Consider the following 14,718-nt stretch of genomic DNA (forward strand, 5'->3'; position numbering starts at 1 on the left):
CAGTCCGTACGGCACGTTCGACGCCGGCCGGCAGATCATCCCGATGATCTACGCGATGGCTGAAACCGATGTGCGCGGCGCACAGTACTTCGGCAGTATCCTGACCGCCTGGCTCGGCATCAATCAGGCGGCGGGATGGCCGGGCACCAGCACCAACGCGCCGATCGGCGCGCTTTATGACAGCAATGCGCTCGTCTATAACTCGCCGAAGTTCTATGGCGCATCGGTCGCGCTCGAATATGCGCCGGGCGGCGTGGGTGGCCAGTTCCAGGGCGGCACGCGCGAGTCGGCCGTGCTCAAGTATTCGAACTACGGCCTGAACCTTTCGGCGGTCTACTACAACGGACACGATACCAATCCGTTCCCGTTGACGTATCCTGCCGCGCCCGCCGTGCCCGCAACCGGTCTTGCGAATAACCGCTTCTATTATTTCGGCGCGATGTACACGCTCAGCGGATTCTCGTTCTCCGCGTCGTACGCGATCGGCAAAAATCCGGCGCATAGCAATACCGCGGACTTCGAAATGGCGTCGGGCGGCCTGGGTTATCAATTCAGTCCGCGTTTCAAGGTCACGTCGGGCTATTACTACCTGAAGGACAAGAACAATTCTTCGAATCATTCCAGCGAATTCGCCGTTGGCGCGGAGTACAACCTGTCGCAGAGAACCAAGGCTTATGCGCAGGTCGGATATGTCGACAACAAGGGAACCATGAACCAGACGATCATCTATGGCGCACCCGTCGCGCCGGGTGTGTCGACGACAGCTGCAATGCTCGGCATTCGCCACACGTTCTGATTTTCGATCGGCCTCAACGGAGTACACATGAAAACGATTTATACAGTTGGGCTGGTGTTCGCCGCCTTGATCATTTCGACGTCGATGGACGCGTTGGCACAGCCGCAGTCGGCCAGCACGCCGGCAAGCGCCGCCGACGCATCCGCTACGTCCGCGCCCGTCAGCGGACGGAAGGCGGATCGCGCGCTGCGCCGGGCGGTGTATGCCGCCATCGTGAAGCAAAAGGACATCAATGCCGGCGATATCAGCGTCATTGCCAAAAATGGCGCGGTGACATTGAATGGCACGGTGACGGATGCGTCCCAGATCGACCGGGTCGTGCAGATCGCGAAGGGCGTGCCGGGCGTGACGTCCGTGACCAACAAGCTGGGCGTGAAGAAGCCCTTTGGGCAGATGTAAATCGCGACGCATTGGTGCAGGGGCGAGGGGCGCGTGGCCGCTTTGCGGATTCAATATGGTCTATAACTCAATCGTATTGAGTCGCGCCCCAGGCACGACGAATGTACTTCAGGCGGCAACGAGAAACCTATAGCCGTTCCGAATGGCGGCAAGCGCCCGATGTAGCCGACGCAACCGATGGGCGCCGCGACCACGACTGCCGACTTCATGCGTCGGGAAAGCTGTTGAGTATTCGCCAGGTACTTCAGGAAAACTATCGCGCGGAACTCAACAAGTCGACGCGCGATGACGCACTGATCGATTTTGGCCGTCCTTACGAGACGTCCTATTTCCGCATGATGAAGCGCGAAGTATGGTCATACCGTTACGTCGAGAACAACGTGAATGACCTGAACTTCAACTTCTACGAACTCTCGCTGGTGCGGGTGGCGACGTCGGGCATGCGCTGTACTTCGAATCAAGGCGTAAGACGTGAAAGATTCACTACCAGGTGAACGTTGCACCGAATAGACTGAGATGGAACGCGCGAGCAGAAAGGGGATTCTCATGAACACACTCATCAAGCGTCGTATGTCGTTCATCACGGCAGCTGCGCTGCTATGTTGTCAGGCGATCGTGCAGGCTCAGCCCGTCGCCTATCCGGCCAAAGGGCAAAGCGCGCAGAAACAGCAGCAGGACCAGAGCGCATGCGCGTCGTGGGCAAAGTCGCAGACGGGCGTCGATCCTGCCGCGGTGGCTGCAACGCCTCCGCCGCCGTCCGGCCCGGCTGTCGGTGGCGGCGAGCGGGTTGGCGGAGCAGCGCGTGGCGCTGCCGGCGGCGCTGTGATCGGCGCGATTGCCGGCGATGCGGGCAAGGGTGCCGCCATTGGTGCCGCCGCCGGAACCATGGGCGGCGGAATGCGTGCGCGCCAGAACCAGCGCGCGCAACAGGCCAATGCCGAGACGCAGAAGCAGAACGCCATGGGCGCATTCAACCAGGCCTATTCTGCGTGCATGAGCGGCCGCGGATACACGATGCACTGAGCGCAAGCTCCGACGACGGCGTGTCTTCGACGCGTTCGTGATTCGCTAGAAGCTCATCGCGAACCCGAAGGACACGCCGTGTACGTTGTTGCCGAACACGTAGCGCACCATCGCGCGCGTGCGCGTGATGATGACGGGGTATCTGCTGCTGTCGAGTTCGAGGCCGACGCCCAATGACGTCAGATCGTTGAAGCCCAGCACACCCGCGCTATCGCCAAAGTAGTGCGAGTAAGCGGCCTCGAGCACATAGCGCACGGGCCGGTCGAGTGCGTGAAGACCGGTTGGCGCGCGCCAGCGGGTCCACAGGCTGACCTGTTGCGCCGTGGCGGAACCCTGAACGGCCTCCGATGATCCGCCGAAACTGCGCAGATAGATATCCGTCGCGCGAAGCTCCGCGTCGATCTCGTAGTTCTCGCGGTAATGCTCGAAGTCGAGCATCAATGAGCCGCCATAACCGTAGGCGTCGAGCGAGCCGTTCTCGAGGAACTGAAGGTTGCTGTCCGTCACGCGATTGAAGATGGACTGCCCCACTTTCAGATCGCTCGACACCCGTCCGATCGTACCGTTGAGGATGGGACGGAGGACGAGTTCGTTGGTGATACGGAAATCCCACCCCAAGCCGACGGTGCCGCTAAAGGTATTCCATTTCGTGGGGACGGCGCGCTGCTCGGAGCCATCGGATGCAACGAAGATGGGATCGTACCGGCTATAGGCCAGCGTGCCTTCCATATATAACGGAAACGATTTGCTGAGCGTGAAGCCGCCGCCCAACTGCGTCTGGCCGAACCCGGGATTACCCGTGGTGCCGTTGTTGACGGACAGATTGCTGGTGGTGACGTCGGGCACCGTCGTGTACGTCATGACTGCCAGCACGGCGTCCGCGTGCTTTTTCACATTGCCGCCGACGATAGAAGGGTTCGACAATGCCTGCGCATTCGATGCGCCCGGCAGCAAGGCGGCAATCAGCGCGATGCATGTTGCAAGCGGCCAGGCTTGCAAAGTCTTCTGCCAACCATCAGAAGACGGAAGGCAATGATGCCAGTGATGCAGTAGAGCGAGAACGGCGGTGTGTCGACCCCGCATAGAACACTCCTTCTTGTGGAGGGTTGTTCGCACTTCCATTGCTATCGGTCAAAACCACGCGGGGCCGCAGGTCAGATCTGAAAAGCACGACGTGGCGGGTGTACAAAGCGCCTTGCGGCCATGGCTTGCATGATCCATTTTCCGCTTTGCATGAAACCTGTTGACAGTACCAGGCAGGACGATCTTTTGATCGTAGGAAACTTTCGCGTTCACCATAAAGCGAAATGACCACTGCCTGTTCGTCGGTCGGGTCATTTAAAAACGATTCCTGTTCAGGGGCGGCTGCTTCCATTTTCAGCGTTCATTCGCTGAACATCACTTTGTCATTCAGCGCGTTTTTCGTCAGTGTTGCACCAGACCGTGTCATTCGAATGGTGCATCTGTCACCTTCATGGAAAAGAAGCGGCTTAGTGCCTATAGTATCCATGCATGGCTGAATGCATACTATAGTGGCGCGGTGTGGCTTTGGCCATTGTCTTTTCTTGGCTTGGCATGCTGCTGAAATACGTATTCCAGACGGCGCAGGTGCACTGACGGTCCGTCCTGCCACCCTGCGAATCAGCGCTGGCAATCTATCTGAAGCGCGTTGTCGGCGTAACAAGACAGTCTCTTGTGAGGAGGCACGGGATGTTGCCTACCGCGATCACGCAACGCACGTTGTCAAGAGAGTTGCTCGATGTCCTGATCCGTGCCGGACTCATCGCAGTTCTGGCCGTTTTCTGTTTCCGGATCTTTTTCCCATTCTTCAATCTGATGGTCTGGGCCGTCATTCTCGCGGTGACGCTGTATCCGCTGCAGACGATGCTCAGAGGACCGCTTGCCGGCAAGGACGGATTGATTGCGACGCTGATCATTCTGGTGGCGTTCGCTGTCATTCTCGTGCCGACCTATCTGCTTGGCGTCGCCGTGGGCAGTTCGATCGAACGCGCGATGGCGGTATTTCGCAGCGGCAGCTTCCGCATTCCGCCGCCTGCCGAGTCGGTGGCGGCCTGGCCGCTGGTGGGCCAGCGCATTTACGACTTCTGGGCGCAGGCTTCGACGGATCTCACGGGCCTCGCGCAAAAATTCGCGCCGCAACTCAAGGAGGTCGGTCTCGGGGTGCTCGGCATGGTCACGGGGCTCGGTGCGGGGCTGCTGGTGTTCTTCTTCGCGCTGATCGTCGCCGGCATTCTGATGGCGCACGGCGAAAAGGGCTATCGCAGCACGGTGCAGATCGCATCGCGCATTTCCGGACCCGACAACGGCCCGCAAATCGCCGACCTGTGCACGTCCACCATTCGCGCGGTGGCTCAGGGCGTCGTGGGAATCGCGTTCATCCAGATGCTGCTGATCGGCGTCGCGTTCATCGTGATGGGCATTCCCGGCGCGGGGCTGCTGGCGCTCGCCGTGCTGCTGATCGGCATCATGCAGCTGCCGGCCACATTGATTACTGTTCCCGTCATTATCTTCGTGATCGTTACGCGCGGCGTAGGCACGGCGACGGTCATCTTCTCGGTCTATGTCTTCGTCGCCGGTCTCGCCGACAACGTGCTCAAGCCGCTGCTGTTGGGGCGAGGCGTCGCCGTGCCGATGCCCGTCGTACTGATCGGGGCGCTCGGCGGCATGGTAACGGGCGGCGTGGTCGGGCTCTTCATTGGTCCCGTGATGCTCGCGGTGGCCTATCAACTCTTCTGGCGATGGGTCAGGGATCAGCCGGAGGCCGTGCAGTGCCAGAAACAGAACCGGCCTTGACGCCACGGGGACGACGCCGTGCCACCTGTAATGAGTCGATGCGGGGCGGCGCTGGTCGGGGCGGGTTGCATCATCGGAGGGTTGGCGGCTGCGCTGAGCGGTTGCATGCGTGTAGGGCCTGACTTTCAGCCGCAGCACGAGCGCTGGAGCGAACAATGGACCAGCGCATCGATCGAGCAGGTCACGCAGCAGGCCGCGCAACCCGATGTGCGCCAATGGTGGCAGGTTTTCGGCGACCAGAACCTCGAACAGCTGATCGCGCAAGCCGACGCGAACAATGGCGACCTGAAGCTCGCCGGCCTTCGCGTGATCGAGGCGCGCGCGCAATTGGGCATTGCGCTCGCGGGACGCTATCCGCAGGTGCAGCAGGTCAATGCCGACGTGCTCTACTCGGCGCGCAAGCGCTCCGATGGCTTCAACACGCGCTCGGGCGGTTACTGGCAATACGGCGCGGGCTTCAGCCTCGGCTGGGAACTCGATTTCTGGGGACGTTTTGCGCGCGCGATCGAATCGGCGGACGCCGCCTATTTCGCCCAGCAGGCCAACCGCGATGCCGCGCTGGTTCTGCTGCACGCGCAGGTCGCCGATACCTATTTCACGCTGAGGACAGCCGAGGCGCGCGTGCGCATCGCGCGCGAGAACGCCGCGCTGCAAAAGCGCAGCTTCGACATCGCGCAGAAGCTCTTCAAAGCGGGCGAGTCGGATGAACTGGATCTGCAGCAGGCCAAGACGCAGTATCTGGGCACGTTGAGCAGCATCCCCGAGCTGGAAAGCCAGATCGCGCTGGCCCGTCACGCGTTGTCCGTGCTGATGGGGCGGCCCCCCGGTCCGCTGCCGGAACTCGACGCGCAGCCGGGCAAGCAAGGCGTGGTTCCCCTCGTCAGTCGCGCCGTGCTGCAGGACGTGCCCGCGGATCTGCTGCTGCGGCGCCCCGACGTGCGCGCCGCCGAGTATCAGATGGCCGCGCAGTCGGCCCTCGTCGGCGTGGCGGAAGCCGACTTTTATCCGTCCGTTTCGCTGGTGGGATCGCTGGTCTGGAGCGCGAGCTCGCTCACCGGCTCGCCGAACACATTGGCCGTGATCGCCGGGCCGAGCATCACGTGGAACGTATTCGATCACGGCCGGATCGCCAACAACGTGCGCGTGCAGGACGCCCGGCTGCAACAGGCGACGGTGGCCTACGGCAACACCGTGCGCGAGGCGGCGCGCGAGGCCGACGACGCCGCCACGGCGCTCATTGCCGCGCTACAGCGCGATACCATCCTGGACGACGCACAACGGGCGGCGCGGCGCTCGCTCGCGCTCGCCAACACGATCTACCGCGAAGGCTATTCGGACTTCCAGCGCGTACTCGATGCGCAGCGCGCGCTGTTCGCGCAGCAGGATGCGTACGTCGTCAACCGCAGCAATGCCGCAGGCAGTCTGATCGCGCTGTACAAGGCGCTGGGCGGCGGCTGGTCCACGCAGCAGCCGCTCGTCGATGCCGCGACCCGCCAGCAGATGCAGCGGCGCACGGACTGGGGCGATCTGCTGAACGACGCCAGTGTGTCATCGGGCGCAGCAGCGCCTGCGGAGGGCGGCTCACGATGAGCGAAACGGCGGAAACGTCCCGGCCCGCGACCACGCCGTCGCCGCCACCCGATCCTTCGGGCGCGGCGGTGAAGTGGATCGTCGGCGCGATCGTCGTGAGCCTGATCTGGTATCTGCTTGCCGACCGCCTGACGCCCTACACGCAGCAGGCGCGCGTGCAGGCCTATGTGATCCCGGTTGCGCCCGAAGTATCGGGCCGGGTAGTGCGCGTGCTCGTGCAGAACAACCAGCAGGTGAAGGCCGGCGACGTGCTGTTCGAAGTCGATGCCGACTCATACCGCATCGCAGTGGATCGCGCGCAGGCGGACCTCGAAACGACGCGCGGCCAGGTCGGCGCGAGCACGGCGGGCATCGATTCGGCGCTGGCGTCGTTGCGCGCGGCCATCGCGAACGAGATCAAGGCGCGGCAGGACAGCGACCGGCTCGAGCGGCTATATCGGGAAGACGAGGGGACGGTGTCGCTGCGCCGGCTGGAGGTGGCGCGCGCGACACACGAGCAGGCGCAAAGCCAGGTGGCCGCCGCGCGCGCCGAAGTCGAACGCGCACGCGAGCAGCAGGGCGGCAGTCACGACGCCGGGAATGCGCAGATGCGCAGCGCCGCCGCGACGCTCGCGAAGGCCGAACTCGATCTGGCGAACACGAAAATCAAGGCGCGCACGGGCGGCGTCATCACGGATCTCAGCACGGAGGTCGGTCAATTCGCAGCGGCGGGCAAGCCCGTCATGACGTTGATCGCGATCCACGATGTGTGGATCAGCGCCGATATGACCGAGAACAACCTGGGACGCCTGCGGCCCGGCACGCCCGTGGCGATCGTGCTGGATGCGCTGCCCGGCGAGGTCTTCGAAGGCAGGGTCCGCAGTATCGGCTACGGCGTGAGCGTCGGGCAGAGTACGCCGCCCGGCAGTTTGCCCACCGTGCAGAACAGCCGCGACTGGCTGCGTCCCGCGCAGCGCTTTCCCGTCATCGTCGAGTTCAACGCCGATGAGCGCGCGCGTCTGCGCGGCGTTCGCGTGGGCGGGCAGGCCGAAGTGATGGCGTTTCCGAGCCAGGGCAATCCCCTCAACGTGCTGGGGCGCCTGTTCCTGCGCGTGATGAGTTACGTGTCGTACCTCTACTGACGACGCCCATGGAAAACGCGCTCCGGATTCCCGCACGACGCGCGCTGCGCATGGCGACAGCAACGGCGCTGTGCGTCGCGATCAGCTTCGCGCTCGATCTGTCGATACCCGTCGTCGCGCCCGTGTTCGCCGCGTTTCTGGCAACCCAGAACCGTCCTCTGTCGTTGCGCGAAGGCGCGGCGCTCACGCTCGTCGTCCTGTTCACCACGGGCAGCGGCCTGCTTCTCGTTCCATTGCTGCGTCATTACGCGGCAGCGGGCGTGATGATCGTCGGGCTGTTGCTGTTCGTCGCGTTTCGCTACGGATTGCGCAGCGGCAACAATCTCGTCGCGACGTTTCTCGCCGCCGGACTGACGATGATCTCCGCAGCCGGCACGGCGAACTTCGCATTGGCCGTCACGGTGGTCAGCGCGTTGGTGAACGGGCTCGTGCTGGCCGTGCTGGTGTCGGCGCTGACTCACCTGCTGTTTCCCGAACAGCTGGACGCCGCGAAGCGACCCGGCAAACGCACGCTGCCGGAGCGCGAAGCGATGCGCGTCGCGTGGCGCGCCGCGTTCGTCGTGATGCCCGCCTATCTGCTGGCGACGACCGATCCCGCGAGCTACATGCCGATCATCATGAAAGCGGTGAGCCTCGGCCGGCAAAGCTGCACGACGACAGCCCGCAGTGCGGCCCGCGATCTGATCGGTTCGACGCTGCTTGGCGGCGCGCTGGCCATCTCGTTCTGGTTTGCGCTCCGGCTGTTCGTGCATGTGTGGATGTTCTTTCTATGGATGCTGCTGTTCGGCCTGCTGGTGGGGCGCAAGATCTACGGGCTGAGCCGCACGCGCTACCCGGCAGGCTTCTGGTTGAACAGCCTCGTCACGATGATCATCCTGCTCGGCCAGTCCGTGCAGGACAGCGTGGCGGGGAAAGACGTCTACACCGCATTCGCGATACGCATGGGACTCTTCTTGGCGGTCACGGCATATGCCTGTCTGATGCTGCTGGTATTCGAGCGACGCGGCCGCGCGGGATGACACGCCATGCGGCAGTCGTCCGATGGCCGAGCGCGTCCGGGATAATCTGCGGGAAGTCTGTTTTCACGGGATTGATCGTTGACGCCAGCGCGCGCGGCTCAATGCCGCGGTCCGCCGTGTTCCGCGTCTTCGGCGCCGCTGCCGTATTTTGCGATGTAGTCGTCCACCGCACTGCCTACCGTGGGGTGAAAGCGCGTATCGCCGATCGTCTCGACAAGCTCGAAACGGATCAGCTTGTCGCGCACGGGGTCCTTCATTTCGGCGAAGTGCAACGCGATGCCGCGATCCCTCAAAATCCGCACCAGTTCGCGCAACATGTCGGCGGAGGTCACGTCTACGCTGGTCACGGGCTCGGCTGCGACGACGACTCGTTTGACGGGCGTCGGCGAGTGCTCGATGGCGTCGAGCAGGCGCTGCTGGAACAGTTCGGCGTTCGCGAAGAAGAGGGGTGCATCCCAGCGAAACAGCAGCAGCCCCGGAATCTGCACGGCGTTCGGATAACGAGTGATGTCGTGAAAGCCGCGCAGGCCTTCCACTCGACCGAGCACTGCGAAATGCGGCCGCCAGCCGTCCCACAGGAACTCGATCACCGCGATCACCACGGCCATGCAGATGCCGGGAATCGCGCCGAACACCGCAACGCCGACGAAGCACGCAACCGACAGCCAGAATTCCCACTGCTGGATGCGATAGATCCGCTTGAGGTCGGCGATTTCGAACAGGCCGATGGCCGCCGCGATCACGACGGCGGCAAGCGCGCTGTTCGGCAGATACCGCATCAGATTTGGGGCGGCGACCAGCAGCGCCGCGACGGCGAGCGCGCCGACCACGCCCGTCAGCTGCGTCCTCGCGCCCGCCGCTTCGGCCACGGGCGTGCGCGACGAACTGCTGCTGATCGGAAATCCCTGAAAGAATCCCGTCACGAGGTTGGCGGCGCCCAGGCCCACCATCTCCTGGTTCGGATCGACGCGAGTCTGGAACCGCGCGGCGAAGGTGCGCGACAGCACGCTGGTGTCCGCGAACGAGATCAGCGCGACGGCACAGCCGCCCAGCACAATCTTGACGAGATCCGCGTTGGTCGCCCACGGCACTGCAAAAACAGGCAGCCCCTGCGGAATCGTGCCGAGCACCTTGACACCGACGCTATCCAGTCTGAACACGGTCACGCAAAGCGTCGCCAGCACGACGGCAAGAAGAATGGTGGGAAATTTCCTGAAACGCTTGAGCAGCAGGATCAGCACGAGCGTTCCCGCGCCCACGGCAAAGCTGTACCAGTTCGCGCGGCCGGCGGTGATGGCGCGGCCAAGGTTCAGCACATCTCGGATCGGTCCTTGATCCTCGATCGAAATGCCGAACAGTTTCGGCAACTGGCTGATCAGCACGGTCAACGCGATGCCGTTCATGTAGCCGTAGCGAATCGGCTTGGATAGCAGTTCGGTGATGAAGCCCAGCCGCAACAGCCCCATCACGATGCAGAAGAGGCCGGACACGACGGCCATCATGCTGGCCACTGACACGGCGCGCACGGGGTCGTTTCCCGCGATCTGCACGACGACGGCCAGAATCGGCGCTGCGAGGGCCGAGTCAGGACCGAGCACGAGAATGCGGCTAGGACCGACCACGGCATAGACGAGCAGCGCGACGATGGTTGCGTAGAGCCCGTAGACGCCGGGCACGCCCGACGCCTCCGCGTAGGCGACGCCGACGGGCACGAGCATGGTGGTCAATACCAGGCCCGCCGTCAGATCCTGCGGCAGCCAGGCCGGTTGGTACTCCTTGAGCACGGCGAGCCCGGGCAGCCAGCGCAACCATCGCGGCGCTCCCGTCGCGGTGTGCACGTGCTCAGGAATGGGTTGACGGGATTGCATGTCGGTTGCGTCCCTCGAAGGTGCGGCATGGCGGCGCGCGCTACGGGTGCTGCCTCTGCTTGCAAGAATAGTTGAGATGCGCTGGCGACAGTAGGAATGGTTTGCGCTATCCGCACTGGACCAAAGTCCAATACCGGCGACAAAACGCGTTGCCTAGACTGAAAAACGGCATGTCGCGCGCGGGTCGCTACCGGGGCGTGCGAACGCGAAGACATCGCCGTCATCGGCTGTGGTTTCTTTTCCGGCTTGTATCGTGATGGCCGGCTTGCCCCTTCGCGTCTAAAGAAGCAAGGAGCCGCGGCGGCGATGCGGGGCAGGAGTACTGCGAACGCAGTCTTCTATCGCCGCCACTGGCGGTTCCGGAGGGGTCGATCATGGCGCGCCTCTTGAAGTGCAGTGCGGCGGTGTTGTCGGCCTGCCTTGCCTTGGCGGCGACCGTGTCCGCCGATGTGCGTGCGGCCGACGGCGCAACGCTCGCCCAGATTCGCGCGCGCGGATCGGTTCGATGCGGCGTGAGCGAAGGCATTCAGGGATTCTCTGTCAAAGACGGTTCAGGGCAATGGTCAGGCCTCGATGTCGATTTCTGCCGGGCCGTGGCCGCCGCCGCGCTGGGCGATTCAGCGAGAGTGGTCTACGTGCCGCTCAGGGCGTCGGCGCGTTTTCCTGCGCTGTATCAAGGCTCGGTCGACCTGCTCGCGCGCAACACGACGTGGACGCTGCTTCGTGAAGCGACGCTCGACGTCCAGTTCGCCGGCGTCCTCTATTACGATACGCAGGGTTTTCTGGTGCGCCGGCCGGGCGGCGCGCAATCGGCGGCGGACCTCAAAGGCGCGACCGTCTGCGTTGAAAAAGGTACGTCGAGCGAACTACATCTGCGACAGTATTCCGCCGATCATCAACTGGGTATCCAGCCCCTGTTGTTCGACTCCGCCACCGAAGCGCGCAACGCGTTCCAGTCCGAACGATGCAGCGCCTATTCCGCCGACGCATCGCATCTCGCCGCCGTTCGCCTCGAAGCACCAGGCGGCCCGCAAACGTCCGACATCCTGCCGGAACGCATCGCCAGAGAGCCGCTGAGCCCCGTCGTGCGCGGCGGCGACAGGCAGTGGCTTACGCTCGTACGTTGGGTCCTGTTTGCGCTCGTGACGGCAGAAGAAGTGGGCGTGACGCGGGGCAACCTGCAGGCGCGCCTCGCCGATCCCGCCGTGAAGCGGGCGCTGACAGGTGACGATGCGATTGCGCGAAGTCTTGGCGTCGAGCAGGGATGGATGGTGCGCGCCGTGCGCAGCGTCGGCAACTACGGCGAAATGTTCGATCGAAATCTGGGCCCAGGTTCGCCGATCAAGCTGGATCGCGGCCTGAACCGGCTATGGACGCAAGGCGGCCTGATGATTGCGCCGCCGCTTCAATAAACGTGCAGGGTGACGCCATGAGTCAGTTGCACATTTACATGACGGTGTCCGTATTCGCGCTCGTCATCCTGCTGATCGCGTTCAACGTGATCGATATGGCGGTCGCGGCGTTGACGGGAACGTGCGTCCTGATCGCGCTCGGCATTCTGGACGCGCAGGATCTGATTGCCGCGACCAGCACGGCGGCGGGACCGCTCGGCTTGTTGTTCGGCGGGATGGTCGTAGCGCGTATTCTGGCCACCACGGGCATCTTCGAATTGATCGGCGATCTCTATCTGCGCGCGACGGGCGGCAGCGGCATGCGCTTTCTGCTCATACTCGTCGCGCTGGTCGCGCCTGTTTGCGCCGTGCTGCCCAACGCGACCACCGTCATCTTGCTGGCGCCCGTCATCATCCGTGTGTGCATCGCGCTCGAGACCGACTACGTGAGACCCATGCTGCTCACGGCCATCATCAGCAATTCGGCCGGGCTCTTGACGCTGGTGGGCGATCCCGCGACGTTTCTCGTCGGAAGCGCGGTTGGCATGTCGTTTGGCGAATATTTGCGCCGGGTCTCGCCGGGCGGACTCGTTGCCGTGCTTGTCATCGTGCCGCTTCTGCCGATCCTCATGCCCGACCTGTGCCGTCTGAAGCGCGAGCTTTTGCCTCAGGCACGCACGAAGCGGATCGAGCGACCCGTCTATGCGGCGCTCGCGGGGGCCGTGTTGATCATGATGGTGTTGCTGTTCATCGGCGGCGAACATCTGCCGACGCGCATCGTGCCGCCTGCCGTCGCGCTGATCGCAAGTGCACTGGCCTTGCTGGTGGGCATTGCCGGCAGGTTCGAGCCGACCGAAAACGTACTGCGCGACGTCGACTGGAAGACCTTGTTGTTCCTCGCGAGCATCTTCTGTCTGGTGCAGGCCATGAGCAAGACGGGGCTGCTGCAGGTCATGGCGCTCAATCTTTATCGCGTGTACGGCGGGCAATTGACGCTCGTCGCGCTGACGCTGCTGTTCGGCATTGGTTTGCTGTCGAGCCTGCTTGCCAACGTACCGGTTGCGGCCGCATCGGTCGTCATGGTGAAGGGCTATCTCGTCATGGCGGAGGTCGTGCCCGAAACGGCGCTCTCGCCGGGATTTTCCGACTGGCCCAATGCTTCGATTCCCGTGTTCGTGGCGATGATGTTTGGTGCGACGCTGGGCGGCAATGCGACGCTCGTGGGGGCGGCCGCCAATATCGTTGCGTCGGGCATCTGTGCGCGACAGGGAACACCCATCACGTTTGGGAAATTTCTTCGCTATGGCGTGCCGATTACGGTCGTGCAACTGGTGGTGTCGGCTGCTTATGTGGTGGTGCTGGGTCGGGTGTTTCGGTGAGTGGTCGCGGGCGTTGCTGGCGTGTGCCGGGACCGAAAAGCGGCGGCGACGTACTTGCCAGGACAGTCGTTCAGGCCGCCGACGCGATATGGCCGCGCCGGAGTCGAGCCGCTTGGCCGTCGATTGCGCTACAGGTCATGCGGACATCGCTCAGCGCGACACTTTCCGTTTCGTGCCAGCCAACGAAGCGAATGCCGCCGCTCGCCGTAACAGACGGCTAGGAAGGAATGATCCGTTCGCGCTTCAATCTATCGAAGAGGGCGAAAAACGCATCCGGTGTGCGCTGATAATCGAGGAAGCCGGCTTGACGGCTCTTGCTCATGTCGGTCAGCACTTCCATCGGACGTCCGAGGTCGGCATCCGTATGCCACCACGACACGAGCCTGTCGATACCGGGTTCCTTCAACTGGTAGCGGCCCGCGATGTCCGCCCATTGCCTGCCCGCATCCTGCATGCGATGTTCAAGCGGACGCGTCTCACCGTCGAAAGGCGCGGGCTCGATGTCGAAATACTGCGCGAGCTGGGACCACATCCACTTCCACCGGAACACGTCGCCATTGACGACGTTGAAGTCCTCGTTGCGCGCGGCGGGCGAGGTGGACGCCCACTCGAGATGCCGCGCGAGCAGGCGCGCGTCGGTCATATCCGTGAGACTGTTCCATTGGGCGGCCGAGCCGGGAAACACGAACGGTTGCCCCGTTTCCTTGCACAGCGTCGCGTACACGGCGAGCGTGACGCCCATGTTCATCGCGTTGCCGAGCGCGAAACCGATGATCGTATGCGGTCGATGCACGCTCCAGCCGAAGTCATATCGACGCGCGGCTTCGAACAGCCGGTCTTCCTGCTCGTAGTAGAAGTTATCGACGGGTTGCCGGCCTTGTTCCTCCCGAAACGGCGTGAGCGGGACATTGCCTTGCGCATACGCTTCAAAAGGCCCCAGGTAATGCTTGAGACCCGTGACGAGCGCGGCGTGTTCGAGCTTGCCGGAAGGGCCGAGCGCATCTAGCACGTGACGCACCATTGCGCCGTTCACTTGGATGTTCTCGCGCTCGGTTGCCTGTCGCGACCATGCGGTGAAGTAGACGTGACTGAAATGCTGCCCTTGCAGCGCATCCGTGACGGATTGCGCGCAAGTGAGATCGGCGGTGACGGACCCGACGCCGTCGGGCGCCTGGGTACGTCCGCGCGAGAGGCCCGTGACGTTCCAGCCTCCGCGTGCCAGCAGATGTTGCGCGAGATTGCCGCCGACGATGCCCGTCGCGCCAATGATGAGTGCCCGTTTGTCCATGTAAGGTAAATATCGAAAGTAGCAGTGTTG

At 63.4% G+C, this 14,718-nt stretch carries 12 protein-coding genes and 1 pseudogene; 10 read left to right on the plus strand and 3 right to left on the minus strand.

Annotated features, from left to right (window positions below):
• From H3V53_RS15910 to H3V53_RS15925, 4 genes and pseudogenes are all read left to right on the plus strand, one after another.
• A partial coding sequence (locus H3V53_RS15910; RefSeq protein ID WP_336598747.1) for a porin occupies positions 1-796 on the plus strand: 796 nt, incomplete at its 5' end.
• Between the two features lie 27 nt (positions 797-823).
• Entirely contained in the window at positions 824-1,195 is a 372-nt protein-coding gene (locus H3V53_RS15915; protein ID WP_336598748.1) for a BON domain-containing protein, read from the plus strand.
• A 135-nt stretch (positions 1,196-1,330) separates the two neighbouring features.
• Positions 1,331-1,689 (plus strand): annotated as a pseudogene (locus tag H3V53_RS15920) (hypothetical protein); the annotation flags it as partial.
• 52 nt (positions 1,690-1,741) lie between these two features.
• The gene (locus H3V53_RS15925; protein ID WP_054922718.1) at positions 1,742-2,218 is read left to right on the plus strand and encodes a glycine zipper family protein; all 477 of its coding nucleotides are present in this window, start codon (positions 1,742-1,744) and stop codon (positions 2,216-2,218) included.
• A 45-nt stretch (positions 2,219-2,263) separates the two neighbouring features.
• Here the strand turns inward: H3V53_RS15925 and H3V53_RS15930 are convergent, their stop codons facing one another.
• Positions 2,264-3,301: a hypothetical protein gene (locus H3V53_RS15930; RefSeq protein ID WP_419539504.1), complete on the minus strand. Its 1,038-nt coding sequence runs from the start codon at positions 3,299-3,301 to the stop codon at positions 2,264-2,266.
• Between the two features lie 627 nt (positions 3,302-3,928).
• Between H3V53_RS15930 and H3V53_RS15935 the strand changes: the two genes are divergently transcribed.
• Genes H3V53_RS15935 through H3V53_RS15950 form a run of 4 tightly spaced genes read left to right on the plus strand, consistent with a single transcriptional unit; the run spans position 3,929 to position 8,762 of the window.
• Positions 3,929-5,032 carry an AI-2E family transporter gene (locus tag H3V53_RS15935; protein ID WP_336598749.1) on the plus strand — a complete coding sequence of 368 codons (1,104 nt, stop codon included), beginning with the start codon at positions 3,929-3,931 and terminating at the stop codon, positions 5,030-5,032.
• A gap of 30 nt (positions 5,033-5,062) precedes the next feature.
• A complete protein-coding gene (locus H3V53_RS15940; RefSeq protein WP_336598750.1) occupies positions 5,063-6,622 on the plus strand; it encodes a TolC family protein in 1,560 nt (519 codons plus the stop codon).
• Positions 6,619-7,743 (plus strand): HlyD family secretion protein, encoded by a 1,125-nt coding sequence (locus H3V53_RS15945; RefSeq protein ID WP_336598751.1) that lies wholly within the window; start codon positions 6,619-6,621, stop codon positions 7,741-7,743. The genes H3V53_RS15940 and H3V53_RS15945 overlap by 4 nt, the downstream gene beginning before the upstream one ends.
• Before the next feature lie 8 nt (positions 7,744-7,751).
• Positions 7,752-8,762, plus strand: coding sequence for a DUF2955 domain-containing protein (locus H3V53_RS15950; protein ID WP_336598752.1), 1,011 nt, complete (start codon positions 7,752-7,754; stop codon positions 8,760-8,762).
• A 98-nt stretch (positions 8,763-8,860) separates the two neighbouring features.
• Here the strand turns inward: H3V53_RS15950 and H3V53_RS15955 are convergent, their stop codons facing one another.
• Complete coding sequence (locus H3V53_RS15955) at positions 8,861-10,630, minus strand: SulP family inorganic anion transporter (RefSeq protein WP_336598753.1); 1,770 nt, start codon at positions 10,628-10,630, stop codon at positions 8,861-8,863.
• A 374-nt stretch (positions 10,631-11,004) separates the two neighbouring features.
• Here H3V53_RS15955 and H3V53_RS15960 point away from each other — a divergent pair, with 374 nt between their 5' ends.
• Both H3V53_RS15960 and H3V53_RS15965 read left to right on the plus strand, forming a co-directional pair.
• The gene (locus H3V53_RS15960) at positions 11,005-12,042 is read left to right on the plus strand and encodes an amino acid ABC transporter substrate-binding protein (protein ID WP_336598754.1); all 1,038 of its coding nucleotides are present in this window, start codon (positions 11,005-11,007) and stop codon (positions 12,040-12,042) included.
• Between the two features lie 17 nt (positions 12,043-12,059).
• Complete coding sequence (locus H3V53_RS15965) at positions 12,060-13,400, plus strand: ArsB/NhaD family transporter (RefSeq protein ID WP_336598755.1); 1,341 nt, start codon at positions 12,060-12,062, stop codon at positions 13,398-13,400.
• A 217-nt stretch (positions 13,401-13,617) separates the two neighbouring features.
• Here the strand turns inward: H3V53_RS15965 and H3V53_RS15970 are convergent, their stop codons facing one another.
• Entirely contained in the window at positions 13,618-14,688 is a 1,071-nt protein-coding gene (locus H3V53_RS15970; RefSeq protein WP_336598756.1) for an SDR family oxidoreductase, read from the minus strand.
• Positions 14,689-14,718: the final 30 nt, after the last annotated feature.

The sequence above is a fragment of the Paraburkholderia bengalensis genome, from assembly GCF_037126505.1.
In the GTDB taxonomy this organism is placed as follows: domain Bacteria; phylum Pseudomonadota; class Gammaproteobacteria; order Burkholderiales; family Burkholderiaceae; genus Paraburkholderia; species Paraburkholderia bengalensis.

Coding starts and splice junctions, on each gene's coding strand:
- H3V53_RS15965 (WP_336598755.1), top strand. CDS start 12,060: ATGAGTCAGTTGCACATTTACATGACGGTGTCCGTATTCGCGCTCGTC.
- H3V53_RS15945 (WP_336598751.1), top strand. CDS start 6,619: ATGAGCGAAACGGCGGAAACGTCCCGGCCCGCGACCACGCCGTCGCCG.
- H3V53_RS15925 (WP_054922718.1), top strand. CDS start 1,742: ATGAACACACTCATCAAGCGTCGTATGTCGTTCATCACGGCAGCTGCG.
- H3V53_RS15955 (WP_336598753.1), bottom strand. CDS start 10,630: ATGCAATCCCGTCAACCCATTCCTGAGCACGTGCACACCGCGACGGGA.
- H3V53_RS15970 (WP_336598756.1), bottom strand. CDS start 14,688: ATGGACAAACGGGCACTCATCATTGGCGCGACGGGCATCGTCGGCGGC.
- H3V53_RS15940 (WP_336598750.1), top strand. CDS start 5,063: ATGAGTCGATGCGGGGCGGCGCTGGTCGGGGCGGGTTGCATCATCGGA.
- H3V53_RS15950 (WP_336598752.1), top strand. CDS start 7,752: ATGGAAAACGCGCTCCGGATTCCCGCACGACGCGCGCTGCGCATGGCG.
- H3V53_RS15960 (WP_336598754.1), top strand. CDS start 11,005: ATGGCGCGCCTCTTGAAGTGCAGTGCGGCGGTGTTGTCGGCCTGCCTT.
- H3V53_RS15915 (WP_336598748.1), top strand. CDS start 824: ATGAAAACGATTTATACAGTTGGGCTGGTGTTCGCCGCCTTGATCATT.
- H3V53_RS15930 (WP_419539504.1), bottom strand. CDS start 3,301: ATGCGGGGTCGACACACCGCCGTTCTCGCTCTACTGCATCACTGGCAT.
- H3V53_RS15935 (WP_336598749.1), top strand. CDS start 3,929: ATGTTGCCTACCGCGATCACGCAACGCACGTTGTCAAGAGAGTTGCTC.